The sequence below is a fragment of the Cyanobium sp. Aljojuca 7A6 genome, from assembly GCF_024346455.1.
Taxonomy (GTDB): Bacteria; Cyanobacteriota; Cyanobacteriia; order PCC-6307; family Cyanobiaceae; genus Cyanobium.
Window position 1 is genome coordinate 43,527 of sequence record NZ_JAGQCY010000008.1, and the last position, 25,824, is coordinate 69,350.

25 protein-coding genes and 1 tRNA gene are annotated in these 25,824 nt (G+C 67.2%); 12 read left to right on the top strand and 14 right to left on the bottom strand.

The window, feature by feature from the left end:
- Window positions 1–37 precede the first annotated feature (37 nt).
- A complete protein-coding gene (ahcY, locus tag KBY95_RS08805) occupies window positions 38–1,480 on the bottom strand; it encodes an adenosylhomocysteinase (RefSeq protein WP_254964593.1) in 1,443 nt (480 codons plus the stop codon).
- 91 nt (window positions 1,481–1,571) lie between these two features.
- Here ahcY and tsaE point away from each other — a divergent pair, with 91 nt between their 5' ends.
- Window positions 1,572–2,090, top strand: a complete 519-nt coding sequence (gene tsaE, locus KBY95_RS08810; RefSeq protein WP_254964594.1) for a tRNA (adenosine(37)-N6)-threonylcarbamoyltransferase complex ATPase subunit type 1 TsaE — start codon at window positions 1,572–1,574, stop codon at window positions 2,088–2,090.
- On the opposite strand, the gene mutT is transcribed toward tsaE, so the two are convergent.
- The 4 genes from mutT to mgtE form a co-directional block, all read right to left on the bottom strand.
- Window positions 2,053–3,174: an 8-oxo-dGTP diphosphatase MutT gene (mutT, locus tag KBY95_RS08815; protein WP_254964595.1), complete on the bottom strand. Its 1,122-nt coding sequence runs from the start codon at window positions 3,172–3,174 to the stop codon at window positions 2,053–2,055. The genes tsaE and mutT overlap by 38 nt on opposite strands.
- 8 nt (window positions 3,175–3,182) lie before the next feature.
- Window positions 3,183–3,941, bottom strand: coding sequence for a 2OG-Fe(II) oxygenase family protein (locus KBY95_RS08820; RefSeq protein ID WP_254964596.1), 759 nt, complete (start codon window positions 3,939–3,941; stop codon window positions 3,183–3,185).
- 45 nt (window positions 3,942–3,986) lie between these two features.
- Window positions 3,987–5,021, bottom strand: coding sequence for an RpoD/SigA family RNA polymerase sigma factor (locus KBY95_RS08825; protein WP_315858899.1), 1,035 nt, complete (start codon window positions 5,019–5,021; stop codon window positions 3,987–3,989).
- Between the two features lie 77 nt (window positions 5,022–5,098).
- Window positions 5,099–6,475 (bottom strand): magnesium transporter, encoded by a 1,377-nt coding sequence (gene mgtE / locus KBY95_RS08830; RefSeq protein WP_254964597.1) that lies wholly within the window; start codon window positions 6,473–6,475, stop codon window positions 5,099–5,101.
- Between the two features lie 78 nt (window positions 6,476–6,553).
- Between mgtE and KBY95_RS08835 the strand changes: the two genes are divergently transcribed.
- Together KBY95_RS08835 and KBY95_RS08840 are read left to right on the top strand one after the other, a co-directional pair.
- Window positions 6,554–7,033: a glutathione peroxidase gene (locus KBY95_RS08835; protein WP_254964598.1), complete on the top strand. Its 480-nt coding sequence runs from the start codon at window positions 6,554–6,556 to the stop codon at window positions 7,031–7,033.
- Window positions 7,034–7,070: 37 nt separating this feature from the next.
- Window positions 7,071–8,285, top strand: a complete 1,215-nt coding sequence (locus KBY95_RS08840; protein WP_254964599.1) for a cation:proton antiporter — start codon at window positions 7,071–7,073, stop codon at window positions 8,283–8,285.
- Window positions 8,286–8,324: 39 nt separating this feature from the next.
- Here KBY95_RS08840 and KBY95_RS08845 read toward each other — a convergent pair whose 3' ends face one another.
- Window positions 8,325–8,642 carry an SH3 domain-containing protein gene (locus tag KBY95_RS08845; RefSeq protein ID WP_254964600.1) on the bottom strand — a complete coding sequence of 106 codons (318 nt, stop codon included), beginning with the start codon at window positions 8,640–8,642 and terminating at the stop codon, window positions 8,325–8,327.
- 17 nt (window positions 8,643–8,659) lie between these two features.
- Window positions 8,660–10,618 (bottom strand): DNA topoisomerase (ATP-hydrolyzing) subunit B, encoded by a 1,959-nt coding sequence (gyrB, locus tag KBY95_RS08850; RefSeq protein ID WP_254964601.1) that lies wholly within the window; start codon window positions 10,616–10,618, stop codon window positions 8,660–8,662.
- 228 nt (window positions 10,619–10,846) lie between these two features.
- Between gyrB and miaA the strand changes: the two genes are divergently transcribed.
- Together miaA and infC are read left to right on the top strand one after the other, a co-directional pair.
- Window positions 10,847–11,794, top strand: a complete 948-nt coding sequence (gene miaA / locus KBY95_RS08855; RefSeq protein WP_254964602.1) for a tRNA (adenosine(37)-N6)-dimethylallyltransferase MiaA — start codon at window positions 10,847–10,849, stop codon at window positions 11,792–11,794.
- A 20-nt stretch (window positions 11,795–11,814) separates the two neighbouring features.
- Window positions 11,815–12,396 (top strand): translation initiation factor IF-3, encoded by a 582-nt coding sequence (gene infC, locus KBY95_RS08860; protein WP_261362394.1) that lies wholly within the window; start codon window positions 11,815–11,817, stop codon window positions 12,394–12,396.
- A gap of 8 nt (window positions 12,397–12,404) precedes the next feature.
- Here infC and KBY95_RS08865 read toward each other — a convergent pair whose 3' ends face one another.
- Window positions 12,405–13,175, bottom strand: a complete 771-nt coding sequence (locus tag KBY95_RS08865) for a dienelactone hydrolase family protein (RefSeq protein WP_254964603.1) — start codon at window positions 13,173–13,175, stop codon at window positions 12,405–12,407.
- 102 nt (window positions 13,176–13,277) lie between these two features.
- On the opposite strand from KBY95_RS08865, the gene KBY95_RS08870 reads away from it, so the two are divergent.
- From KBY95_RS08870 to cysE, 4 genes are all read left to right on the top strand, one after another.
- Window positions 13,278–14,267, top strand: coding sequence for a GntR family transcriptional regulator (locus tag KBY95_RS08870; RefSeq protein ID WP_254964605.1), 990 nt, complete (start codon window positions 13,278–13,280; stop codon window positions 14,265–14,267).
- A gap of 109 nt (window positions 14,268–14,376) precedes the next feature.
- Window positions 14,377–14,610 carry a type II toxin-antitoxin system VapB family antitoxin gene (locus KBY95_RS08875; protein WP_396094966.1) on the top strand — a complete coding sequence of 78 codons (234 nt, stop codon included), beginning with the start codon at window positions 14,377–14,379 and terminating at the stop codon, window positions 14,608–14,610.
- The gene (locus KBY95_RS08880; RefSeq protein ID WP_254964607.1) at window positions 14,611–15,024 is read left to right on the top strand and encodes a type II toxin-antitoxin system VapC family toxin; all 414 of its coding nucleotides are present in this window, start codon (window positions 14,611–14,613) and stop codon (window positions 15,022–15,024) included.
- Window positions 15,025–15,035: 11 nt separating this feature from the next.
- Window positions 15,036–15,785, top strand: a complete 750-nt coding sequence (gene cysE, locus KBY95_RS08885) for a serine O-acetyltransferase (RefSeq protein WP_254964609.1) — start codon at window positions 15,036–15,038, stop codon at window positions 15,783–15,785.
- 15 nt (window positions 15,786–15,800) lie between these two features.
- On the opposite strand, the gene secA is transcribed toward cysE, so the two are convergent.
- Window positions 15,801–18,635, bottom strand: coding sequence for a preprotein translocase subunit SecA (gene secA / locus KBY95_RS08890; RefSeq protein WP_254964610.1), 2,835 nt, complete (start codon window positions 18,633–18,635; stop codon window positions 15,801–15,803).
- A 176-nt stretch (window positions 18,636–18,811) separates the two neighbouring features.
- Here secA and KBY95_RS08895 point away from each other — a divergent pair, with 176 nt between their 5' ends.
- Entirely contained in the window at window positions 18,812–19,276 is a 465-nt protein-coding gene (locus KBY95_RS08895; RefSeq protein WP_396094963.1) for a GNAT family N-acetyltransferase, read from the top strand.
- On the opposite strand, the gene KBY95_RS08900 is transcribed toward KBY95_RS08895, so the two are convergent.
- Window positions 19,268–19,339 (bottom strand) — tRNA-Gly (locus tag KBY95_RS08900). The two genes, KBY95_RS08895 and KBY95_RS08900, sit on opposite strands and share 9 nt — an antisense overlap.
- 186 nt (window positions 19,340–19,525) lie before the next feature.
- Here KBY95_RS08900 and KBY95_RS08905 point away from each other — a divergent pair.
- Both KBY95_RS08905 and galE read left to right on the top strand, forming a co-directional pair.
- The gene (locus tag KBY95_RS08905) at window positions 19,526–20,923 is read left to right on the top strand and encodes an exopolysaccharide biosynthesis polyprenyl glycosylphosphotransferase (RefSeq protein WP_254964611.1); all 1,398 of its coding nucleotides are present in this window, start codon (window positions 19,526–19,528) and stop codon (window positions 20,921–20,923) included.
- A gap of 33 nt (window positions 20,924–20,956) precedes the next feature.
- Window positions 20,957–22,054 (top strand): UDP-glucose 4-epimerase GalE, encoded by a 1,098-nt coding sequence (gene galE / locus KBY95_RS08910; RefSeq protein WP_254964612.1) that lies wholly within the window; start codon window positions 20,957–20,959, stop codon window positions 22,052–22,054.
- Here the strand turns inward: galE and KBY95_RS08915 are convergent.
- The 4 genes from KBY95_RS08915 to KBY95_RS08930 are packed head-to-tail and all read right to left on the bottom strand — an operon-like array spanning window position 22,036 to window position 25,818.
- Window positions 22,036–22,854, bottom strand: a complete 819-nt coding sequence (locus KBY95_RS08915) for a glycosyltransferase (protein ID WP_254964613.1) — start codon at window positions 22,852–22,854, stop codon at window positions 22,036–22,038. The two genes, galE and KBY95_RS08915, sit on opposite strands and share 19 nt — an antisense overlap.
- Window positions 22,851–23,753, bottom strand: coding sequence for a hypothetical protein (locus tag KBY95_RS08920; RefSeq protein ID WP_254964614.1), 903 nt, complete (start codon window positions 23,751–23,753; stop codon window positions 22,851–22,853). The genes KBY95_RS08915 and KBY95_RS08920 overlap by 4 nt, the downstream gene beginning before the upstream one ends.
- Window positions 23,753–25,048 (bottom strand): glycosyltransferase family 4 protein, encoded by a 1,296-nt coding sequence (locus KBY95_RS08925; RefSeq protein WP_254964616.1) that lies wholly within the window; start codon window positions 25,046–25,048, stop codon window positions 23,753–23,755. Before KBY95_RS08925 ends, KBY95_RS08920 begins: the two co-directional genes overlap by 1 nt.
- 23 nt (window positions 25,049–25,071) lie before the next feature.
- Window positions 25,072–25,818 (bottom strand): class I SAM-dependent methyltransferase, encoded by a 747-nt coding sequence (locus KBY95_RS08930; RefSeq protein ID WP_254964617.1) that lies wholly within the window; start codon window positions 25,816–25,818, stop codon window positions 25,072–25,074.
- Window positions 25,819–25,824: the final 6 nt, after the last annotated feature.

Genomic DNA, 25,824 nt, shown 5'->3' on the forward strand with positions numbered 1-25,824 from the left:
CTTCTGAACCAGTTCCCAGCCCACGGGCCCTGACCGCTCAGTAGCGGTAGTGGTCGAGCTTGTAGGGACCTTCGACGGGGACGGCGATGTAGGCCGCCTGCTCGGTGGTGAGCTCGGTGAGCCGGGCGCCGATCCGATCGAGGTGCAGACGGGCCACCATCTCATCGAGGTGCTTGGGCAGCACGTAGACCTCCTTGCCGTAGGCGTCGCCCTTGCAGAACAGCTCGATCTGGGCCAACACCTGGTTGGTGAACGAGTTGCTCATCACGAAACTGGGGTGGCCGGTGCCACAGCCCAGGTTCACCAGCCGGCCTTCGGCCAGCAGGATGATCCGGTTGCCGCTGGGCAGGATCACATGATCCACCTGAGGCTTGATGTTGTCCCAGGCGTACTGCTTGAGCGACGCCACATCGATCTCGTTGTCGAAGTGGCCGATGTTGCACACGATCGCCTGGTTCTTCATGGCGAGCAGGTGCTCATGGCGGATCACGTGGTAGTTCCCCGTGGCCGTCACGAAGATGTCCACATCACCAACGGCGTCCTCGAGGCGGACGACGCGATAGCCCTCCATGGCGGCCTGCAGGGCGCAGATCGGATCGATCTCGGCGATCATCACGGTGGCGCCGAGCCCGCGCAGGGACTGGGCCGAACCCTTGCCCACGTCGCCGTAGCCCAGCACCAGGGCCACCTTGCCGGCCACCATCACATCGGTGGCGCGCTTGATGCTGTCGACCAGCGATTCGCGGCAGCCGTAGAGGTTGTCGAACTTGCTCTTGGTGACCGAATCGTTGACGTTGATGGCCGGGAACGGCAGTTCGCCGCTCTTCTGCATCTGGTACAGACGGGCCACACCAGTGGTGGTCTCCTCGGTGACGCCCTGGATGTTGGCGTAGATGCGGGAGTAGAAGCCGGGCTGCACCGCCAGCCGCTGGCGGATGGAGTTGAACAGGGCCACCTCCTCCTCGCTGGAGGGGTTCTCGAGCACCGAAAGATCCTTCTCAGCCTTGGTGCCGAGCACGACGAGGCCGGTGGCGTCACCACCGTCGTCGAGGATCATGTTGGGGGTGCCGCCGTCGCTCCACTCGAGGATGCGGTGGGTGAAGGCCCAGTACTCATCCAATGTTTCGCCCTTGTAGGCAAACACCGGGATGCCGGCGGCGGCGATGGCGGCGGCGGCGTGATCCTGGGTGGAGAAGATGTTGCAGGACGCCCAGCGCACCTCGGCGCCGAGGGCCACCAGGGTTTCGATCAGAACGGCGGTCTGGATCGTCATGTGCAGGCTGCCGGCGATCCGGGCCCCCTTGAGGGGCTGTTCCGCGCCAAACGTCTCGCGCAGGGCCATCAGACCGGGCATCTCGGTTTCGGCGATCGCCAGTTCCTTGCGGCCCCAGTCGGCCAGGCCGAGATCGGCGATCACATAGGAATTGGTGGCCTGAACGCCAGCAAACGCAGCCTCAGGGCTGGAGGGTGTTGCCACCATGAAGGAAAAGCTCCCGAATGGGAGGACGAAAAAGTGGAAATATCTGCAGAGACGCCGAGGCTTCGGGCTCGCTGGGGGCCAATCTACAAGGGTGGAACCGAATGACGCGATCGAGGTGTGCCAACTGGCGGACCCCTCCGCCACCGACGCCCTGGGGCGGCGGCTGGCGTCGCAGCTGATCGCCTCTGGTGCCGGTGACGGCGCCCTGCTGTTGCTGCGGGGGGAGCTCGGGGCCGGCAAGACGGCACTGGTGCAGGGACTGGCCGCCGGGTTGGGCATCGTCGAACCGATCACCAGCCCGACCTTCGCCCTGGCTCAGCACTACGACACCGACGCCGGACCCGATGCGGGCGCCGCGGCCCTGGTGCATGTGGATCTCTACCGGCTTGAGCAGGGCGCCGCGGCCGATGAACTGTTCGCCCAGGAAGAGGAGGAGGCCCGCCGTATCGGCGCCGTGATGGCCGTGGAGTGGCCCGAGCGACTCAGCTTCCGGCCGGAGGGGGCCTGGGAGGTGGACTTGAGCCACCCGGAGTCCGGCGAGGGCCGGCTGGCCCGGATCACGCCACCAGGCTTCACCCCGCCGCGATCCTTGCCTGCAGCGCCGCGATGATGCGGGCATTGGCGGCCGGAAACGGGTAATCGGAGAGCTCCTGCGGCGCCACCCAGCGCACCTGCTGGGAGGCCAGCGGCTGCGGCTCCCCCGCCAGCCAGCGGCAGAGATGCACCACGAAGCGCAGCCGCTTGTGGCTGTAGGCGTGCTCGAGGCTGATCAGCTCCTCCCCCACCGCCACCTCGATGGCCAGCTCCTCGCGCAGCTCCCGCTCGATCGTCGCTTCGATCGCTTCGCCCGGCTCCTGTTTGCCGCCCGGAAACTCCCACAGGCCGCCCAGCAGGCCCTCCTGGAGCCGCTGATCGATCAGCACCCTCCCCTCGCCGTCCTGCACCACCCCTACCCCGATCACCTGGAACGGGATGGGCGCGGGGGTGTCCTTCACAGGGAAACGGCCGGGATCGCCGGCAGCGTAGGCAGCGCAAAGTTCACGCCAGGGGCAGGCGCCACAGGTGGGCTGGCGGGGGGTGCAGACGCCGGCGCCCAGGTCCATCAGAGCCTGGTTGAAGGCCCGGGGACGCTTGGGGTCGAGGACGGTGGCGCTCAGCCGCCAGAAGTCGGCCAGCTGCCGCTTCGGCGGAACCGGATGGGCCACCAACCGGGCCAACACCCGCTGGACGTTGCCATCGAGGATCGGATGGGCCAGATCGAAGGCCGACGAGAGGATGCTGGCGGCGGTGCTGCGGCCAATGCCCGGCAGGGCCAACCAGCCCTCAAGCGTGCGCGGCCAGGGATCGCCACCCGCCGCAATCAGTCGCTGCGCCCCGCCGTGCAGGCGTCGGGCCCGGGCGTAGTAGCCGAGGCCCTGCCACACCATCAAGACGTCGTGCTCGCTGGCGGCGGCAAGGGTTCTGAGGTCGGGGAACGCCGCCATCCAGCGCTGCCAGTAGGGCAGCACCACCGCCAGCTGGGTCTGCTGCAGCATCACCTCAGCCACCCACACGCCGAAGGGGTCGAGGGACTCACCGGGCCCGGGGCGAGATCCGTCGGGGCGGAGCTTCCAGGGGATGGCATGGCGTCCGTGGGTCTCCCACCAATCCAGCAGGGAGTCCCGAAGCGGCTCCAGCGGGCCCGGATCCAGCACGTCGCCCCTTAAACGAATCCCCCCGGCCGGGGCCGGGTGCTGGAGAGGGACACATTCCCCTGAGCCAAGCCCTGGACGGCCACAGGCGACGGGGCCGGCCGTGGCGGCGGCTGGGGCACCGCCACCACGTTGAAGGCGATTGACCAGCGCTCGCCATCGCCGCGGAAGGGGGGCACCGAATGGGGCTGCCAGGCAGGAAACACGTAAAAATCCCCGGGTACCGGCAGCACGTAATGGGCCATGCCGGTGCGGAAGCTCTGGATGTGCCACTCCTCCGGCCCATGGAAGCAGAGCTGGCCGTCGAAACGCTCGGCGTTGATCTGGGGCGGCACCTGCAGGAACAGCACCCCGGAGAAGCTGCCGCCATGGGTGTGGGTGGGGTTGTAGTCGCCGGCGCGCTGGGCATTGAGCCACAGGTCGATCATCTGCAGGCCATAGCGGCCCGGCGTCCACGGACCCCGGCCCTGGGGGGGCTGCTGGTCGATCACATGGCGGATCCAGCGCTCACAGGCCGGCAGGATCACCGACCGGCAGAGCTCCGCTGCCGCGGGATGGTCGGGACCGAGCTCCCGCTGCTGTGACAGCTGTCCTGCCAGCTTCACCGAAGCATCGGGGCTGCGTTCGGGCTCGGCCAGCACGGCCCTGGCCATGGCCTGAAGATCGGCCAGCTGAGCCACAGGCAACTGGCCCTGCAGCAGGTAGCGGGGGAACAGGCTGACCACCTCCATCGTGGGCTCTTCCGAGGCTGCAGAAGGATTGCCGGCCATGGAAGTGGGGGTGGAGGCTGGGCTCAAGCCTCGCAAACGGCGGGATCAGATGACCACATAGGCCTGGACGGCATCGCTGAGGCGGCGCAGACCGGCCAGCCCGTCGCGCTCCAGGTTGCGCACCCGGTCGCGGCTGATGCCCAGGATGCGGCCAATGCCGGTCAGGCTCATCGGCTCTTCGCCGTCGATGCCGTAGCGCATCTTCAGCACCCGGCCCTGCAGCTCCGGCAGCTGCTCCAGCAGGGCCCGCAGGTCGCCCTTGAGGCACTCGCCATCCACCAGGTCGGCCGGCAGCAGGTCGTCCCCGGCCAGCAGGTCCAGCAGCTCGGTGTCTTCGCCATCGCCCACTTTTGTTTCCAGGCTCACCGGCTGGCGGGCGCGGCAGAGCAGGTCTTTCACCTCCTCTTCGGGGAGTTCCACCGCCACCGCCAGTTCGCTCAGGGTGGGGGTGCGGCCCAATTCCTGGCTCAGCTCCCGCTGGCCCTTCTTGAGCTTGTTGAGTGTTTCGGTGATGTGGATCGGCAGCCGGATCGTGCGGCTCTTCTCGGCGATGGCCCGGGTGATGCCCTGGCGGATCCACCAGTAGGCATAGGTGGAGAACTTGTAGCCGCGGGTGGGGTCGAACTTCTCGACACCCCGCACCAGGCCGATCGTGCCCTCCTGGATCAGATCCAGCAGCTCCATGTTCCGCTTGGTGTATTTCTTGGCGACGCTCACCACCAGGCGCAGGTTGGCCGCCACCATCCGCTCCTTGGCGCGGCGGCCGGCGTGCAGGCGCTTGCGCAGCACTTCGGGGCGCAGACCCACCGCCACCGCCAGTTCCTGCTGGCTCGGATCGGTGCCACCGGAGCGCATTTTCAGCTCCTCGCGCATGTCCTCCAGGGCCATGAGCTCCTGCACCTGCCGGCCCAGGGTGATCTCCTGCTCATGGCTCAGCAGGGGCACCCGGCCGATGTCCCGCAGGTAGGAGCGGACCAGATCGCCATCCACCGGCGGCATGGAACGGCCCGGGGAGGGGCGAACCACGGACTGAACAGCGGCGGGAGTCGACGGTTGGGCAACGGCGAGAGCGACGACCATGGAACTGATCCATAACTGTCTGTAAAGCGTAACATAAAGAAGTGTGAACTCCTCTCAGAAACCGTCAATCCCCGGGGTCAACCGGTGCCCAGCCGCGGCAGCAGCAGCTGGGCCGTCTTGAGGTAGATGAAAACGCCCGCCACGTCGGTGGCCGTGGTGATGAACGGGGCCGACATCAAGGCCGGATCGAGGCCGAGGCGGGCGAACAGCAGGGGCAGGGCGGCGCCGGCGGTGGCGGCCAGGGTGGTGATCGCCACCAGGCTGATGCCGGCTGAGGTCGCCACCAGCACGCTGCCCCCCATCGTCCAGGCCCAGGGCACGACCACCACCGCCAGCAAGCCGCCCAGCAGCGCACCAGCGACCAGCTCCCGGCCGATGGTGCGCCAGGGACCCAGGGACTGCAGCCGCTGGGTGCTCAGGCCCCGGATGACCACGGTGGAACTCTGGGCCCCCACGTTGCCGCCGGTGCCGATCAGCAACGGAATGAAGGCCGCCAGCAGCACCACCTGCTTCAGCACCAGCTGTTCGGAGGCGATCACGGCCGAGGTGCCGGTGTTCGCCACCAGCAGCACCAGCAACCACACCACCCGGCGACGCGCCACGGTGAACAGATTGCTGCGGAAGTAGTCGTCCTCGTCGCCGGCCTGCACGGCGCCGGCGGCGTAGAGGTCGCGGGTGGCCTCCTGCTGGATGACGTCGATGACGTCATCGACGGTGACGATGCCCACCAGCCGCTGCTCCCGGTCCACCACCGGCACCGCCAGGAAGTCGTAGCGCTGGATCACCCGGGCCACCTCCTCCTGGTCGGTGTCGGTGGCAACGCTCATCACCTCCCGCGTCATCACATCCCCCAGCCGGTCCTCCGGATCCGCCGTCACCAGATCCCGCAGCGAGAGCATGCCGCTGAGGTGGCGTGAGGCGTCGGTCACATAAAGGCTGTAAATCGTCTCCGTGTCCCGGGCGCGGCGGCGGACGATCTCGAGGGCCTGCTGGGCACTGTGGAATTCCTTGAGGTCGATGAACTCCGTCGTCATCAGACGCCCGGCTGTTTCCGCCTCGTAGCCCAGCATCTGGGCCGTGACCCGCCGCTCCGCCGGACTGAGCTCCGCCAGCAGCCGCCGCACCACCTTGGCGGGCAGTTCATCAAAGAGGCGCACCCGGTCGTCCGGGGACATCTCCTCCACCAGTTCCAGCACCTCACCGGAGCGCAGCCGCTCCAGCAGGCTCTGCTGCACCGAGCCATCGAGGTACTCGTAGACCTCAATCGCCTCGTTCTTGGGCAGCAGCCGGAAGGCAAGCGCCTGCAGCGTGCGCGGCAGGGTGCCGATCGCCTCGGCCGAATCCACCGGCTGCACGGGTTGCAGCAGCAGTTTGGCGCCGTCGTAATTGCCCGCCTGCAGCAAACCCTCCAGCTGGCGGGCCACCACCTCGGCGACGGCGGAGGCCTCAGCCATCGCTTCACGCATGCCGGTGAGTACGAGTGTATGGGCAGAGCCGCTAGGGTCCACTGCGAACACTGCTTGCTGGTACCCATGGCCCTGAACGTGAGCGACGTGGTGGTGCGCACCGCCAGCGGCGAGGAGCGCCGGCTCGGCGAGTGGGCCGGGACGGTGCTGCTGGTGGTCAATGTGGCCAGCCGCTGCGGCTTCACCCGCCAGTACGCCGGCCTGCAGAAACTGCAGCAGACCTACGGGCCCCAGGGCTTCACGGTGCTCGGCTTCCCCTGCAACGACTTCGGCGCCCAGGAGCCGGGAACGCTGGAAGAGATCCAGCAGTTCTGCACCAGCACCTACGGGGCCGACTTTCCCCTGTTCGACAAGGTGCACGCCACCGGCTCCAAGACGGCGCCCTACGACACCCTCACCCAGGCGGAACCCGCCGGGGACGTGGCCTGGAACTTCGAGAAGTTCCTGATCGGCAAGGACGGCAGCGTGGTGGCCCGCTACAAGAGCGCCGTCGAGCCCGACGGGGCGGAACTGGTGGCCGCGATCGAAACGGCCCTGACGGCCTGAGCAGCGCCAGACTGCCGCCAGCGCAACGGCGACCCTGATGGGCTGGCTGGGATTCGCCGAGTTGGTGATCCTCGGATTGCTGGCCGATGGCCTGTTCCGCAGGCTCGGGGTGCCCGGCCTGATCGGCATGCTGCTGGTGGGCGTGGCCCTGGGGAGCTCGGGATTAGGGGCGATCGACCCGCGGCTGCTGGCCCTCAGCGGCGATCTGCGTCAGATGGCCCTGATCGTGATCCTGCTGCGGGTGGGCTTTGCGCTCAACCTGACCACCCTGCGGCAGGTGGGCGGCCGGGTGCTGCTGCTGGCCTGGATCCCCGCCAGCTGCGAGGGCTTGATGATCACGGCCGTGGCCCAGCCGTTGCTGGCTCTGAGCTGGCTGGAGGCGGCGCTGCTGGGCTCGGTGGTGGCGGCCGTCTCGCCGGCGGTGGTGGTGCCGCTGATGCTGCGCTTGATTGAGGAGCGGCGCGGCACCGCCAAGGCGATCCCCTCGATGGTGATGGCCGCCGCCTCCCTCGATGACATCGCCGTGATCGTGGTCAATGGCCTGCTGCTGGGGCTGCTGGTGCAGCAGCAGAGCGACCTGCCGGGCCGGCTGCTGGGGCTACCGCTGGGATTGGCCCTGGGAGCGGCGGCCGGGGCGCTGCTAGGCTGGGGGCTGATCCGCTGGATCGAACGCTTCCGTCCCAACGCCAACCGCCAGGTGCTGATCGTGCTGGCCCTGGCGCTGCTGCTGCTGCGCCTGCAGGAACGCCTCAACGGCCTCGTGCCCTTCACCGGCCTGGTGGCGGCCATCGCCCTGGGGGTGGTGATCCTGGAATGGCGCCAGGATCTGGCCCATCCGATCGCCGCCAAGCTGGCTTCGATCTGGGTGTTCGCCGAACTGGTGCTGTTCGTGCTTGTGGGGGCCCAGCTCAACCTGGCGGTGGCCTGGCGCAGCGGCCTGGCCGGGCTGGCGGTGCTGGCCCTGGGGCTGCTGGCCCGCTCGATCGGCACCCTGGCCTGCCTGCACGACAGCCCCCTCAGCGCCGGGGAGCGCCTGTTCGTGGTGGTGGCCTACACCCCCAAAGCCACGGTGCAGGCGGCGATCGGCGCCATGCCCCTGATGGCGATGCAGGCGGCGGGACTGCCCAGCGGAGCTGGCGAGGTGATCCTGGCGGTGGCGGTGCTGAGCATCGTGACCACCGCCCCCGCCGGCGCCTGGCTGAGCGCCTGGGTGGCGGATCGGGTGCTGAAGCCTGAGCCGGCTGACGCGTGAGCTGACTGTTGGTCGGATCGGCACCCACAGGGGCCTGGCTCAGCCCGCCAACCAGCCGCGGCTGGCCCGCCCGGCAGCGGTGGACGCTTCCACCTGGAGCCAACGGCGCCCGCCCGGCTCCATCCATTGCCGCAACACCCGCAGCGGGGCCCCCGTTTCCAGCCGCGCCAGCACCGGCGCCTGGCAGCGGGGAGCGCAGTGGAGCCCGAGGCTGCCGTTGCTGAGCAGGGGCTCGGCCTGGCGCTCGCGGCGCCGGACTTCCGGCAAGCGCCGCTCGCCGCCGCCGGCGGGCAGGGCTGCCGGGGCCAGCAGGGCAAATCCCAGCAAGGCAGCCCAGCGCCAGGCCGGCACCGGCATGGGATGGCGTGGGTTCATCAGATGTCGAGCTGGGCGAAATCCAGCTCAGCGCTGTGGGCTTCGATGAATTCCCGCCGTGGGGCCACCTTGTCGCCCATCAGGATCGTGAAGATGCGATCGGCCTCCAGGGCATCCTCGATTTCCACCCGCTTCATCATGCGGGTCTCCGGGTCCATGGTGGTTTCCCAGAGCTGCTTGGGCATCATTTCGCCCAGGCCCTTGAAGCGCTGAATGTTGTAGTTGGCCTTCTCACCGAAGCCTTGGAGAACCTTCTTGAGCTCGTTTTCGTTGTAGCAGTAGTTGTGGTTCTTGCCGCGCTCCACCTTGTACAGCGGCGGGCAGGCGATGTAGATGTAGCCGCCCTCCACCAGGGCCTTCTGATAGCGGTAGAAGAAGGTGAGCAGCAGGGTGCGGATGTGGGCGCCGTCCACGTCGGCGTCGGTCATGATGACGATGCGGTGGTAGCGGAGATTTTTTTCCTCAAAGTCCTCGCCCTTGATACCCAATCCCAGGGCCGTGATCAGGGCCTGGATCTCGGTGTTCTTGTAGATCTTGGCGTCGTCGGTCTTCTCGATGTTGAGGATCTTGCCGCGCAGGGGCAGGATGGCCTGGAAGCGACGGTCGCGGCCCTGCTTGGCGGAGCCACCGGCCGAATCCCCCTCGACGATGTAGATCTCCGATTCGCTCGGGTCACGGGAGCTGCAGTCGGCCAGCTTGCCGGGCAGGGTGGAACTCTCCAGCACCGATTTACGGCGCACCAGCTCCCGGGCCCGGCGGGCAGCCTCGGCGGCGTTGAAGGCCTGGATGGCCTTCTCCAGGATCAGGTCGATCACCTGGGGGTTGAATTCCAGGTATTCGCCCAGGGCCTCACCCACCGTCGTGTCGACGATGCCACGCACCTCGGTGTTGCCCAGCTTGGTCTTGGTCTGGCCTTCGAATTCCGGTTCCGGCACTTTCACCGACAGCACAGCCGTCAGGCCTTCGCGGATGTTTTCACCGGCCAGGTTGCTGTCGGCGTCCTTGCGCTTGCCGCGCTTCTTGGCGAAAGTGTTGAGGGTGCGGGTGAGCACCGTCTTGAGGCCCTCGATGTGGGTGCCGCCATCGACGGTGCGGATGTTGTTGGCAAAACCCAGAATGCTGTCGGAATAGGCATCGACGCACCACTGGAGAGCCGCCTCCACCTGGACGCCGTCCTTGCTGGCATTCACATAGATGATCTCGGCATGCAGAGGATCCTTCTCCGCATTCATGTAGGCGACGTACTCCTTGATGCCGCCTTCGTAGTGATAGACCTCCTCGTGGGCCTCGCCGGCGGCGTTGGTGGCAGCAGGCCGTTCATCGCGGAAGACGATGCGGACGCCGCCGTTGAGGTAGGCGAGCTCGCGCAGACGGGCCGAGAGCGTGTGGTAATCGAACGCAATGCCGCCGCTGAAGATCTCCAGGTCGGGCAGGAAGCGCACCGCGGTGCCGGTACCGGCGTCGGGGGCGTCCTCGGAGACGAGGGTGCCGATGGGCAGGCCGCGCTCGAAGCGCTGGCGGTGGACCTGGCCCTGGCGGTGGACGGTGACCTGCACCCACTCGCTGAGGGCGTTGACCACCGAGATGCCGACGCCATGCAGACCGCCGGAAACCTTGTAACCGCCGCTGCCGAACTTGCCACCGGCGTGGAGCACGGTGAGCACCGTCTCCAGGGCGCTGCGGCCGGTGCGGGGGTGGATGTCAGTGGGGATGCCGCGGCCGTTATCGGTGACGCTGGCGGAGCCATCCGCATGCAGGGTCACCACGATGGCGTCGCAGTGGCCGGCCAGGGCCTCGTCGACCGAGTTGTCGACCACCTCGTAGACGAGATGGTGCAGACCCCGGGGGCCGGTGGTGCCGATGTACATGCCCGGCCGTTTGCGCACCGGCTCCAGGCCTTCCAGCACCTGAATCTGCTCGGCGCCGTAGGCCGCTTCGACTTTGATGGCGTCGCTCATTCAGAAAAGGTCTCCCCAGGGGGCTGACAAGGGCGGCGAATCCCAGGGGCGGTGGGGCGGCAATGGGGCGAAGCGGCTCCGAAAGGACGCTGCGCAAAGGGCAATCTACCACCGCCGTCCCGGAGGGGCGCAGAGGCGCCTCTGGGAACCGATTTGCAACGGGGGTGCAATCGCCCCTCGATTCCACCTCCGGCAGGATGGCCCGATCCCCCCTGCCCAGGCCGCCCTGTGGCGCCCCCCCCCGGAGCCGAACCCAGCGCCGAGCTGCCCCTGGTGATCGCCCTGCTGGGCCCGACGGCCAGCGGCAAGACCTCCCTGGCGATCGAGCTGGCTGAGGCCCTCGATCTGGCCGTGCTGTCGGTGGACTCCCGCCAGATGTACCGCCACATGGACGTGGGCACGGCCAAGCCCAGCCCCGAACAGCGGGCCCGGGTGCGCCACGAACTGCTGGATCTGAGCGACCCCGACCAGCCGCTCACCCTGCAGGAGTTCACGGCCCTGGCGGGCACCGCGATCGCGGCGGAACACCGGCGCCGGGGCGTGGCCCTGCTGGTGGGGGGCAGCGGGCTTTATCTCAAGGCCCTGCTGGCGGGCCTGCAGCCACCGGCGGTGCCGCCCCAGCCGGCCCTGCGGGCCCAGTTCGCCGCCCTGGGTCAGGCCGTCTGCCACCAGCTGCTGCAGCAGAACGACCCACGGGCGGCAGGGCGGATCGCCCCGGCCGACGCGGTGCGCACCATCCGGGCCCTGGAAGTGCTCTATGCCACCGGGCGGCCCCTGTCGGCCCAGCAGACGCTTTGCCCTCCCCCCTGGCGGGTGCTGGAGCTGGGACTGGATCCGGCCGACCTGCCCCAGCGCATCGGGCGCCGCACGGCCGCCCTCTATGGCGGCGGCCTGGTGGAGGAAACGGCCCAGCTGATCGATCGCTTCGGCGCCGACTGCCCCCTGCTGGAAACGATCGGCTATGGCGAAGCCGCCGGGCTGCTGCGGGGCGAGCTGAACCGGGATGGGGCCATGGCCCTGACGGAACGGCGGACCCGGCAATACGCCAAACGCCAGCGCACCTGGTTCCGGCGCCAGCACCAGCCGCTCTGGTTGACGGATCCGGCCACCGAAGGGGCTTCGGAGGCGGATGTGCTTCAGCGGGCGGTGGCGGCGGCCATGGGCGGTTTAGGGTGAACAGCTAACCGCCCCTGTGAATGCCTCCCCGTCCCCGTTTTGATCGCCGTGCTCCCGTGCGGGAGCTGCCCAACATCAACGACCGCATCAGCTACCCCAACCTGCGTGTGGTGGATGCGGACGGCAGTCAACTGGGAGTCATCACCCGAGAGGCGGCCCTGGAGGTCGCCCGCGACCGCGAGCTGGATCTGGTCCTGGTGAGCGAGAAGGCCGATCCGCCGGTCTGCCGGATCATGGATTACGGCAAATACAAGTTCGAGCAGGAGAAGAAGGCCAAGGAGGCCAAGAAGAAGTCGCACCAGACCGAGGTCAAGGAGGTGAAGATGCGCTACAAGATCGATCTGCACGACTACCAGGTGCGCATCGGTCAGGCGGTCCGCTTCCTCAAATCCGGCGACAAGGTGAAGTGCACGGTGATCTTCCGGGGCCGGGAGATCCAGCACACGGCCCTGGCCGAACAGCTGCTCTATCGCATGGCCAAGGATCTCGAAGAGAACGCCGAGATCCAGCAGCCCCCCAAGCGGGAAGGTCGCAACATGATCATGTTCCTGAGCCCGCGCAAACAGGCCGCCGGCAAGACGGCCGCTGCCGCTGCGGGCTGAGCCTGCCCTCAGGCTTGCCCCTGGCCCCCTGGTGCCCCCAGCCCCTGCTCGAAGGCCTCCAGCAGCAGTGACCAGCCCTGCTCCGCCGCCTCTGGGCGATGGTCGGGCCGGGCCGAGCACATGAAGCCGTGGCCCCCCTCCAGGAGCACCAGGCGGTGCGCACTGGACACGGCGAGGGCCGTTTCGATCGCCGCCACGTCCGCCGGGGGGATGAGGGGATCGGCATCGCCACAGACACACAGCAGCGTGCCGCCGATCGACGGCACCAGCGTCAGGCTGGCGGGACCGCCACCGGGGCGGCCCGTGGCCACACCGGCTCCATAGAAATCGACCGTGACAGCCACCTGGGGCAGGGTGGCCGCCAGCAGGGCGACGTGGCCACCGAAGCAGAACCCCACACACCCCAGGCCGGTGGCAGACGCGGGCAACTGCTGCTGCAGCCAGTCGGCGGCCAGGCCCACATCGGCCAGCAGCTGGTCGGTGCAGGTGAGCTCCTTGTGGCGGCGGCCCAGCGCCAGGTCATCCGGGCCATAACCCAGCTCCAGCTCAGGGGCGGTGCGGGCGTACAGGGGCACCGCCAAAGCCGCGTAGCCCGCTTCGGCCAGCCGCTGGGTGACGCTGCGGATCCAGCCGTTGAGGCCAAACACCTCCGGCAGCACCAGCACGCCGCCCCGGGGCGGTGTGCCGGCGGGCCTGGCCCACCAGCAGCGCAGCGGAACCTGGTCCGGCCGCCGGGGCTCGAGCTGCAACCAGGAGGCGACGGAATCGGAGTGGGACAAACCGGCACAGGGCAACCGGCACATGGTCGTATGACAACGAGGGAATTGTCACGGGGGCGAAAGCTCCTTAGGGTGGCGGCCAGACCCCCTGGCCACACTGGCGTGCGTTTTCACATTCAGCAGGAGAGCGACATCCCGGCGTCGACCCAGCTGTACAACCAGATCTGCTTCGCCATCGCCGCCCGGCATTACCCGCCGGGCCACAGGCTGCCGAGCACACGTCAGCTGGCCATGCAGACCGGCCTGCACCGCAACACGATCAGCAAGGTCTACCGCCAGCTCGAAACGGACGGCGTGGTGGAGGCCATGGCCGGCTCAGGGATCTATGTACGCGACCAGCAGAACCCGCGCGAGATCAAGCCGCCGCCGGGGCTGCGCAGCAAGGCGCTGCCGGATATCGACCGGGAGGTGCGCCAGAGCGTCGATGGTCTGCTGAATGCCGGCTGCACCCTGCAGCAGGCCCGCGAACTGCTCACCCGCGAGATCGACTGGCGGCTGCGCTGCGGCGCCCGGGTGCTGGTGAGCACCTCCCGCGAGGACATCGGCGCCTCGATCCTGATTGCCGAGGAACTCAGGCCCAGCCTGGAGGTGCCGGTGGAGGTGGTGCCGATCGAGGAGCTCGAATCGGTGCTGGAAACCTCCAGCAAGGGAACGGTGGTCACCAGCCGCTACTTCCTGCAGGAAGTGGAGCAGATCGCCAAGGTGCACGGGGTGCGGGCCGTACCGGTGGACCTCAACGACTTCGGCCACGAACTGGGCATGCTCAAGGAGCTGCGCCCCGGCAGCTGCGTGGGCCTGGTCAGCATCAGCCCAGGCATCCTGCGGGCCGCCGAAGTGATCCTGCACAGCATGCGGGGCAACGAACTGCTGGTGATGACGGCCAATCCCGACACCAGCAGCCGCCTGCTGGCGTTGCTGCGGGCCTCCAGCCACGTGATCTGCGACAAGCCCAGCCTGCCCCTGGTGGAGCAGACCCTGCGCCAGAACCGCGCCCAGCTGATGCGCCTGCCGATGGTGCACTGTGCCCAGAGCTACCTTGGCACCGCCACCATCGACCAGCTGCGCAAGGAGATCGGCCTCCTGGCGGTCTGAGGGCCAACCCGTGAGGGGCGGAGGGGGCCGAGGCTGGCGGGTAGAATAGTTGAGATTTCTACCATGCAGGGCCATGGGCATGAACATCAAGGACCCCAGGGTCCATGCCATGGCCAAGGACCTGGCCGCGCGCCGGGGCACCAGCGTGACGGAGGCCGTTCGCCAGGCCCTGGAGGCGGAGCTCACCAGAACAACGGCACCCGGGCCTGAGAACGTTCGCTCCACCAGACTGGAAGCCATCCGTCAGATCCAGGAACGCTTCTCGGAGCTGCCGATCAGGGATCCGCGTTCCTGCCGCGACCTGCAGGACAGTCTCTACGACGACCGTGGCCTGCCGATCTGAATGACCCCATCCCCCATGGTCATCGACACCTCAGCCTTTCTGGCGGTTCTGTTCAAGGAAGACGAGGCCGAGGCTCTGTCCGTGCGGATGGCGGAGGCCCCGATGCTGCTGATGTCAGCGGCAACGAAGCTGGAAGCCTCCCTGGTGGCCGAAGGAAGCCGCTTCGGCGCCTCCAGCGAGGCCGTCGAATCCCTCTGCCAGGCCCTGGACATTCAGGTGCTGCCCTTTGGTCAGAGCCATCTGCTGTGGGCGCTCAGGGGCTGGCGCGAGTTCGGCAAGGGGCGCCACCGGGCAGGGCTGAATCTGGGCGACTGCTTCAGCTACGGACTGGCCAGGGCCATGAACATGCCGCTGCTCTACAAGGGGGATGACTTCCAACGCACCGACGTGCGCTCACCCGAACCGGGCACCTGAAGGATCCCACCATGCTCGATGCACTCAGGGCCGACCTGGCCATCATCCGGCAGCGGGATCCGGCGGCCAGGGGCACCCTGGAGATCCTGCTCTGCTACCCGGGCTTCCACGCCCTGGAGCTGCACCGCTTCAGCCACCGCCTCTGGCGGCTGGGGCTGCCCCTGCTGCCGCGGATGCTGAGCCAGCTGGGGCGCCTGCTCACCGGGGTGGAGATCCACCCCGGAGCCCGCATCGGCCGGGGCGTGTTCATCGACCACGGCATGGGCGTGGTGATCGGTGAAACCAGCGTCATCGGTGACAACTGCCTCCTCTATCAGGGGGTGACCCTGGGGGGCACCGGCAAGGAACACGGCAAGCGTCACCCCACCTTGATGGACAACGTCGTGGTGGGGGCGGGAGCGAAGGTGCTGGGGGCGATCACCGTGGGCTCCAACACCCGCATCGGCGCCGGCTCGGTGCTGCTGCGCAACGTGGGGGCCGACAGCACCGTGGTGGGCATTCCCGGCCGGGTGATCCACCAGGCGGGAGCCCGCATCGATCCCCTGGCCCACTCCGCCCTGCCGGATGCGGAGGCGTCGGTGATCCGCAACCTGATGGAGCGGATCGACAGCCTCGAGAGCGACGTCAACCGGCTGCAGGCCTGCCTGAAGGAAGTGGCCGCCGGCAGGCCACTGCAGGAACCCTGCAGCGGCAATGCCCAGAACCTGCGCGATCGGGAGATCCTGGAGTTTCTGGGAGACAACCCGGACGTCCCCAACTGAAGCGGCGAAACGCCCTCAGGCCGTAACCGCCTGTGGCACCTGGGGCTGGAACATGAACATCGAGTAGATCACGTTGCGGCGCATCTGGGTCATCATCTCGAGGAACATGTCGTAGCCCTCGTTCTTGTATTCGATCAGGGGATCCTTCTGGCCGTAGCCCCGCAGGCCCACCGACTCCCGCAGGGCTTCCATGGCCTGCAGATGTTCACGCCAGAGGGTGTCGATCTGCTGAAGGATGAAGAAGCGCTCGGCTTCCCGCATCAGGCCCGGCCGCATCTGCTCGATCTGGCCCTCCTTGATGTCGTAGGCATTGCGCATCTGCTCCTGCAGGAAAGCCTTGAGTTCCTCCATCGACAGGCCGCCCACCTGGTCAGGAGACAGATCCTCCAGCAGATAGATGAACTCCTTGACCTTCTCCACCAGGCGGGTGAGATCCCACTCCTCGGGCGGCAGGTCGGGGTTCACGTAGGCCTCAACGATGTCGTCGATGGTGCGCTCGCCATAGCCGATCACCTGCTGCTTGAGCTCCCGGCCCTCCAGCACCCGACGCCGCTCGGTGTACACCGCCTTGCGCTGGTTGTTCATCACCTCGTCGTACTCGAACACCTGCTTGCGCATGTCGTAGTAGTACGTCTCCACCTTCTTCTGGGCCCCTTCCAGGGAGCGGGTGAGCATGCCCGATTCGATCGGCATGTCTTCTTCCACCCGGAAGGCGTTCATCAGGCCCGCCACCCGGTCGCCGCCGAAGATGCGCAGCAGGTTGTCTTCCAGGGAGAGGAAGAAGCGGGTGCTGCCCGGGTCGCCCTGGCGGCCGGCCCGGCCCCGCAGCTGGTTGTCGACGCGGCGCGATTCGTGGCGCTCGGTGCCGATCACATGCAGGCCTCCGGCAGTGCGGACCTGGCCCTCCTCCTGCTTGACCACCCCGTCGTACTCGGCGCGCACCTGGGCGATCAGCTCCCGCAGGCGCTGGATCTGGGGATCGTCGGTGGGGGCCTTCTCCGCCGCCTGGGCGATGCGGTCCTCGAGTTCGAGCACGGTCAGGGTGCGGTCGCCCCAGGCCGCCACCAACTCGCGGGAGAGGCTGGCGAGCGCCTTGTCGGTGTCGTCGGAGAGGCTGCAGGGGTAGAGGTTGCCGATGGCCCGGGCCTCGCTGGCGGGCTTGGAGCTCGGCGCCACGGCACCGCCGAAGCCGGCTGGCGCTTCGGTGGAGCGCTGCAGGGGAACGGGCGGGCGGTGGCCTTCCTCGGGGCGCACCAGCCGGGGCAGCAGCACCTCCCGCAGCTTGAGGCGGGCCATGTAGTCGCTGTTGCCGCCCAGGATGATGTCGGTGCCACGGCCGGCCATGTTGGTGGCGATGGTGACGGCGCCGGCCCGGCCCGCCTGGGCGACGATCTCGGCCTCCCGCTCGACGTTCTCCGGCTTGGCGTTGAGCAGGTTGTGGGGGATGGCCTGCTCCTGCAGCAGGGTGGAGAGCAGCTCAGACTTCTCGACGCTGGTGGTGCCCACCAGCACCGGACGGCCGGACTGGTGCACCTGGGCGGTCTCGGCGGCCACGGCCTGCCATTTGGCCGTTTCGGTCTTGTAGACCTGATCGGGCCAGTCGGAGCGGGAACGTTTCCGGTTGGTGGGCACCACGGCCACTTCAAGCTTGTAGGTCTTCTCGAACTCCACTTCCTCGGTCTTGGCGGTGCCGGTCATGCCGGCCAGCCGGGGGTAGAGCAGGAAGAAGTTCTGATAGGTGATGCTGGCCAGCGTCTGGGTTTCGGGCTGGATCGGCAGGGCCTCCTTCGCCTCGATCGCCTGGTGCAGGCCATCGCTCCAGCGGCGACCGGGCATCACCCGGCCGGTGAACTCGTCGACGATCACCGCGTCGGCGTCACGCACGATGTAGTTGACGTCCTTGACGAACAGCTCCTTGGCCTTGAGGGCGTTGTTGATGAAGTGGGCCCAGGGGTCCTGGGGGTTGAACAGGTCCTGGACGCCGAGCAGCTGTTCGGCCTTCTGATAGCCCTCGTCGGTGAGGGTGACGTTGCGCTGCTTCTCGTCGACCTCGTAGTCGCCCTCAGGATCGATGCCGTCCTTGCCCATCTCGGCCGCACGCAGGAGTTCGCCGGCGATCCGGGCCGCCTGCATGTACTTCTCCTGGGGCCGCTCGATCTGACCGGAAATGATCAGGGGGGTGCGGGCCTCGTCAACGAGGATCGAGTCCACCTCGTCGATGATGCAGTACTGGAACTCGCGCTGCACCACCTCGGCGATGTCGCTCGCCATGTTGTCGCGCAGGTAGTCGAAGCCCAACTCGGAGTTGGTGGCGTAGGTGATGTCGCAGGCGTAGTTGCGGCGCCGCTCCGGCGGGCTCATGTCCTGCTGGATCAGGCCGACGCTCAGCCCCAGGAAGCGGTGGATCTGGCCCATCCACTCGGCGTCGCGGCGGGCCAGGTAGTCGTTGACCGTGACCACGTGGACCCCGCGGCCGGTGAGGGCGTTGAGGTAAGCCGGCAGGGTGGCCACCAGGGTCTTGCCCTCGCCGGTCTTCATCTCGGCGATCTGGGCGTTGTGCAGCACCATGCCGCCGATCAGCTGCACATCGAAGTGGCGCATGCCCAGCACCCGCTTGCCCGCCTCGCGCACCACCGCGAAGGCCTGGGGCAGCAGCTCGTCCAGCAGGGCCTTGCGGCGGGCGGCCGTCTCGGGCTTCTCCAGCTTCTGTCGGAACTCGGCCGTCAGGCCGCGCAGCTCCTCGTCGCTGAGGGGCTCGATCTCCTCTTCCAGCAGGTTGATGTCGGACACCAACGGCTGGTAGCGCTTCAGCTTGCGGGCATTGGGATCACCCAGCAGCAGCTTGAGCATGGAGAAAGCCTGTCCGTAGTTGCTTACCCTACCATCGCGAAACCGCGGCCGAGAGCGAAGAAACGTGCTGCTGCAAGGGTTCTCGGCGTCTCTTGCGTCGGGGATCCGCACCTGCAGAGGCCCGCGGCACCGGCCGCCAAGCAGGATTCGCAGCTGATGCCCTTCACACCGGCCCGTTGAGCAGCGCCACCCCCAGGCACGAGGCCCCCTCCCTCGCCCCGATCCGGCTGGTCCGCCACGGCGGCCTGTGCCTGCGCCTGCGCTGGCGGCTGGCGGCCCTCGGCGCCCTGCTGGATGGCCACAGCTTCTGGGCCACCGGCCGGCAGCGATCCCAGCTGAGGCGCATGCTCAGCGGCAGCCAGGTGGTGGTGAGCGCCTGGCAGGGCAAGAACCTGGTGGGATTCGGACGCGCCACCAGCGACTGCGTGTTCCGCGCCGTGCTCTGGGACGTGGTGGTGGCCGAGGACCAGCAGGGGCAGGGACTGGGCCGGCGGATCGTCGAGGAACTGCTGGCCAGCCCGCCCGTGGCCGCCGCCGAGCGGGTCTACCTGATGACCACCACAGGCGAGGGCTTCTACGAGAAGCTGGGCTTCAGCCGGGTGGACAGCCAGCGCCTGATGCTGAAACAGACAAGCGGATGAAGAGATTCGAACTCTCGACCCTCTCCTTGGCAAGGAGATGCTCTACCACTGAGCTACATCCGCGCTTGACGGGGCCAGGCGTGAGTGCCGTTAACGGCGCTGGGCTTGGCTCGGCCGGTTCGCACCGACGAGTTGAGCATGCCCCATGGGGGCGCCCTTGGTCAAATGGGGGCAGCGACACCGAGTCCAGGGCCAGGGGAGCCAGGCGGAACCACCCATAAAGTCCACAGGTGGCGGCGGCGGCAAGGCATGTGGTGGCGGACTCCCTGGCTGAGACAGCGGCGGCTGCTGCTGGGGCTGGCCCTGTTCGACACCCTGCTGCTGCTCGGGACCTACAACAGCCTGTTCCTGCAGCGGTTCGACCGTTGGGCCGGGGTCACCGGTTCCATCGTGGGCCTGGTCGTCCTCTGGGTGGGGGTCTCGTACCTGCTGGGGCGCTACTCCAAGCCCGACCAGGGGCAGCGGGATTCCCAGCGACGCCGGTTGGCCGCCACTGCCGTGGTTGCGCTGCTGGTGCTCGCCGTCGTCGTCGTGTTACTCAACTGGGGACTGAAGGTTGAAGACCCGCGAACGTTCCGGAACTTCATCCTTCCCCTGCTGGCGGCAGTCACTCTGGCCTCCGGAACAGCCCAACTGGTCGTCACCCGCCTGCTGAGTCAGCGCCAGGCCTGGCTGCTGGTGGGAGAAGCCGCCGAACTGAACGTGGTGCAACGGGAGCTGGCGCGTGACGGTGAGCAGCCTCTGCTCGATCTCCACTACTGCGACTGCCGGGCGCTTGCACCGGACTTCGAGGCGACTCTGCTGATGGTGGATGGCATCGCGGTGAGCGAAGCCGCTGAACTGAACGATGCCCTGCTGCAGAAATTGCTGGCGCGGCGCGAACGCGGCGCCAGCGTCTGCAGCCTCGTGATCTGGGCCGAGCATCACCTGCAACGGGTTCCCCCGGAGCTGTTCTCGAGCCGCTGGCTGCTTCAGGCGGATGGCTTCGAACTGCAACCGAACCGCTGGGGATGGCGTCTCAAACGCCTGGGAGACGTGGTCGTCGCCAGCCTGTTGCTGGTCGTCACGGCGCCCATCCTGCTGATCGCCGCCATCGCCATCCGACTCGAAGACGGGGGGGGCATCCTCTACCGCCAGCGGCGCACAGGCCTCTACGGAGAGGCCATCGAGGTATGGAAGTTGAGAACCATGTGCCAGGAAGCGGAGGCGCGTGGGGCCCGCTGGGCCAGCCGCGATGACCCACGGGTCACCCTGGTGGGAAACACACTGAGACGGCTTCGTATCGATGAACTGCCCCAGCTGATTGCCGTGCTCAAAGGTGAGATGAGCCTGATCGGTCCGAGACCTGAACGACCCGAGATTGAGGACACGCTGGAACAACAAATCCAGCATTATCGCGTGCGCCACTGGGTGCGACCCGGCCTCAGCGGCTGGGCTCAAGTCTGCTATCCCTATGGTGCCAGCGTTGAAGACAGCAGGATGAAGCTCAGCTACGACCTTTATTATCTGCGCAATGCCGGTCTGATGCTGGATATTCTTATCCTGATCAAGACAATCCGGCTGCTGGCAAGAGCCCGAGGGGCCCAGCCTGTCAGTTGTCCACTGCCTTCCAGAGCCGACTTCAAGACGATGCATAGAGCCCCATGACCTCGTAAGATCAGACATCAATGACAACGGTCTTTGGCGACTCTCCTGATCACTGGAGGAGCCGGCTTCATCGGCAGCCATACCTGTCTCGTCCTGATCGGTGCGGGCTATCGCGTGGTGGTTGTCGACAACCTGCAGAACAGCAGCGCTGAAGCACTGCACCGCGTCGCCGAGCTCTGCAACCTCAGCCCAGGCCAGCCCAGCGATCACAAGGTATGGACGTCGGCCACGGGCGAAAGCCAACTGATCTTCATCAACGGTGATATCAGAAGCTCCGCGGACCTGGATCGGGCCTTCCGATCCGGAGACCCCGGAGACAGCCCCGGCATCACGGCCGTTCTTCACTTCGCTGGCCTCAAAGCGGTAGGCGACTCGATCCACCAACCGCTCAGTTACTGGCACGTCAATGTCGAGGGCACGCGTTGCCTGCTCGAGGCCATGCGCCGGCATGCCTGCCGCACCATCGTGTTCAGCAGCACCGCCGCTCTCTACGGCTGCCCCGAGACGTTGCCGATCCCGGAAAGTGCCTGCATTCAGCCGGCCAATCCCTACGGTCAGACCAAAGCGGCTGTCGAGCGGCTGCTGGCCGATGTCGCCCAGAGTGAGCCGGGCTGGCGCATGGCGCAATTGCGCTATTTCAACCCCGTCGGCGCCCACCCCAGCGGCTGCATCGGCGAAGACCCCCATGGGGTGCCTTCGAATCTCTTTCCGCTGATCACACAGGTGGCCATGGGGATCCGGCCCCACGTGCAGATCTTCGGCTCCGACTGGCCCACACCCGATGGCACCGGCATCCGTGACTTCATCCATGTGATGGATCTCGCCGAAGGCCATCGGCAGGCCCTGGAGGTGCTCCTGGCCTCAGACGAACAGATCCTGACCCTCAATCTGGGCAGTGGCCATGGCCATTCCGTGCTTGAAATGATCCAGGCCTTCGAGCGGATCAACGGCTGTCCTGTCGCCTATGAGTTTGCACCGCGCCGGCCGGGCGATGTGGCGGAGAGTGTGGCCGATTCCTCCGCTGCCAAGCAGGCCCTTGGCTGGTCCACCACGCGAAGCCTGGAGGACATCTGTCGGGATGGCTGGGCCTGGAGACAGCAAAATCGGAACGGCTACCGCAACCGGCAATAGAGCCATTTCTGCAGAGTTGCTGGCATGATTCGCAGACTAAAGGCCGCAACAGCCCAAAGCAGATTCATCAGAGAATACAACCGAAGCTCCCGCATCGCCCTGAGCCGAACGTGGAGGTCGGCCCACGCTTGAAACCAACCACCGCGACGCCGGAAAAAGGCGGAATCACGCTGAAAGTTCAGCCATGGCTCCTCCAGATTGGCAAATATGAAGCCCGACGACGCCGCCGCAATCCAGAAATGATAGTCCTCTGTACGTTTAACATCTTCCCGGTAACGGAGACCGCACTCAAAAACCCGGCGACGCAGCATTACCGTGGGGTGGTTGAGGGGGTTGCTGCGCGGCAACGTGGCCACAATGGCCGCGTGGCTGATGGGCATCCGCTTGAGTTGAAGATAGGCGCCGTACTCATCAACCTCATGGCAGGCCGTGCCAAGAATGTCAACGTCTGGGTGCTCGGCCATGTACTGGCGCTGACACTGCATGCGCCCGGGTAGGGATTCATCATCGGCATCCATTCGCGCCAGGAAAGCAACACCTGGATCGCGCAGCGCTTCCTCCACCATCTGGTTGAGGCCATGGGCCAAGCCCCGGCCTTCCGCCACTTCCCGAAGCACCAGAGTGGCGGGAGCGGCAGCGGATCGGAACATCTCGGGGGCCGAGAGTTGGCCACCATCGACGCGCAGATAAAGCAGGTCACCTGGGGCCAGACTGGAAGCCGTGCTGCGGATGGCCCGCAGGGCCAGGGCAGACGGTGTGTTCTCCTTCATGCAGAGCAGAATCGCGATGCGAGCGGTCACAGCGTCTGGGCGGATTGCAACGGCAGAGCGATTTCCACATGGGCCGCCTGGGGCACGAAATCCCGCAGGGCCTCGACATCCACCCGCTGGCCTTCGAGGAAGCGGCCCAGGAGGGCCTCAGTGGAGTAGTAGTCGCTGGCTCCAGCCCGGTTTTCGAGGATGGTCTGCACCTTGTTGATCGGCGCGCAGAAGGCCACCGACTGGTCAAAACAAAGCAAGTCTGGCTTGCTCAAGCAGAAGAGGGAACTGGATGAGGACAGCACCTGTTCGAGACGGTTGGGGTTGACGTAAGGGAGCGTCCGCAGCAGGCCGATCAGATCGGCGAGGCGATAGACGGAACTGGACACCTCGATCGGATAGCCGAAGTCGCCGGTCTGTCCCACCCAACGAAACCGCAGCCCACCATCCACGGGCTGGAAATCCGGCAGCGGCTGGGCGCAGCTCATTGAATAGCACGTTGTGGTGTTGCGGCCCACGCGCAAGGAGAAGCCAACGGCCGAGGGCTGCTGTTCGAGGGCGCCATGAATCGCCTGCAACGAAAAGGGCCGCACGAAGATGTTGTCGTCGACCAGAAACAGCAGCTGCTCACAGCTGGCGCGCCAGGAGCGCAGCCGCAGGCGATCCAGGATCCGGCGCCAGCGGGAGGCGGCGGGGGGTTGCCGCAGGCAGGCCAACAGATCGTGGCGAAAGGAGCGCTCCTCCACCCAGTCGATCAGGAGTCGACCCTGGAACTCCTGCTGCAGATGGTCGTATCCCTGGGCAAAGGCCTCTGAGCTGGTCCGGTAAAGCACCGTGATCGGCGTCTGTGCCGCCTCCTGGCAATGCAGGGCGAACGACGCCAGAGTCGCCTGCAACTGCAAGGGCCGATCCTTGGAAAAGATCAGGGTGAGGGTGCGCATCAGAGCTGGGGCGGGGCCGGGAACTGGTCGGTGATCGCCTCCCCCTCCAGCAGGCAGCGGTAAAGCCGTTCGTACTGGTCGGCGATGCGCTCCCAGGTGAAGTGGGCCTGCCAGGCCAGGTGGGCGGAAGCGGCCATCCTGGCGCGGCCGGGAGCGTCGACCACCAGCGCCTCCAGGCGCCGGGTACCAGCGGCCACATCCGCGCGCACACTGCCCTCGCGGTCGTCGCTTTGCTGGCCGGGCAACAGCTGCCCTCCTCCCGTCCAGGCGATGATCTCGGCCGCATTGCCCACTGGTGTGACCAGGAATGGGGTGCGAGAAGCGGCGGCTTCGAACAACACCAGGGGGGAGCACTCGATCCAGGAGGGGAACAGCAGCAGGTCGGCCTCGAGGAAGGCACTCACCGTGTCGTGACGGGAGAGGGAATGGCCGAGGACCTGTCGGTACGCCGCCCTGTTGCGGCGCCGGTTGAGCCGCTTCATGACCTGCAGCTGGGTGGGGAAGGCCAGGGCCCGCAGCCCCTTGCCCCGCAGCAGGTGGTACAGGCCCCGGGCCAGCTGCCGCGGGGTCAGGGAGCGGGCCAGGGACTGGGAGAAGTCCGGACTGACCAGCAGCAGGGTGGCCTGCCGCAGCTGGGAATGGGAGAAGATCTCCAGGGCTTCGGCCTGGCCCTTGGCCACCGACAGGTAGCCGGAGACATGCAGGATCAGCAGGTCGTCCTCGGGAATCCCGAGCCGGGCCCGCAGTCCCGGGTCGCGGGGGCGTTCGAACTCCTCGGCCGCCGCCCCGTTGGGAATGATGGCGATGCGTTCGACGCCCTCCCGGCGGGCGAAGTCGATGTCGCGATAGGAGTCGGAGAGGAAGACGCAGGTGTCATAGCTGCGCATCCATTCGCCCATGGCGGCGAAGTAGGCGGCGAAGGTGGGATCCCCCAGGGCGGAGAAGCCCGTGGGAACGAACACCTTGCGGGCCTTCAGCTGGGGCAGCAGCGGCAGCATCAGATCGGTGGCCCACTGCTGCGCCGCGAAGTTGACGATCACGTCGGCATCGGAGGCGAGCAGGTAACGCTGGTAGCCGGAGACATCCCCCCAGACCCCCACCGCACTCTTGCCCTGGACGTCGAATCCCCTGACCTTCACCCCCTCGATGCTGTCGCCGCTGCGGGCCGGGTCGGAGCGGGTGGCCACGGTGACGTCATGGCCCCGGGCCACCAGCCGCTCGGAGATCTGCCGCACCACCTCCGACATGCCATGGCGGGCCGGCAGGTAGGACTCGACCGTATGCAGGATCTTCATGGGCCGGCGGGGCTGGGGCGAACCTACGCCGCAGCCGGGGTGGTGGAATAGAGCAGGGTCATGCCCGGCAGGCTGAGCCCGGAATGCACCGCCTGGAAGCGTCCGGGATGGGCGGCCAGGGACTCCTCGACGGCCTGACGGGGTCCGATGTTGTAGCCGGAATCGGGGGACTGGAGGAAGGTGTCGTGGAGCAGCAGCACCGGGTCAGGGACGGCCGCCAGGATGCCGTCGATCTCCCGCCTGACGCTGGCGTGGCTGTGGTCGCCATCGAGGAAGAAGAGGGGGGAAGGGGGACGCCCCGCCCGCTCCCAGAGTCCGAGGGACGTGGTCAGACCGTCGCCCTGGTGCAGCTGCACCCCTTCGAGGCCCCGCACCATGGCACCCCGCTGGGCATGGGGATGCTCCACATGGTCGACGTCATCGGGAAGATCGCAGGAATGGATCGTGGTGGGGATGTGGAAGTACTGGGCGATTTCATAAAAGATCCTCGCCGACTTACCGATGTTCGTACCCCACTCGAAGATCAACGATGGCTCAAAGCGACAGACCGTCGCCGTCATCAGCATCAGTTCCTGGAGGGGGAAGGGATGGACACCCACCACGGGGACCAGGGTGCGGGCCACGAACGCGGAGGTGACCCAGCCGTCCACCTCGAATTGCCCGCAGGAGGGATTGCGGGAGGGGTTGGCCGTGCTGAGGAAGGGATCCAGGGATGGGGACTGGGCAGCGACAGATCCACGAAGTACCTGCAGCCGCGAAAGAATACCCATTGGGTC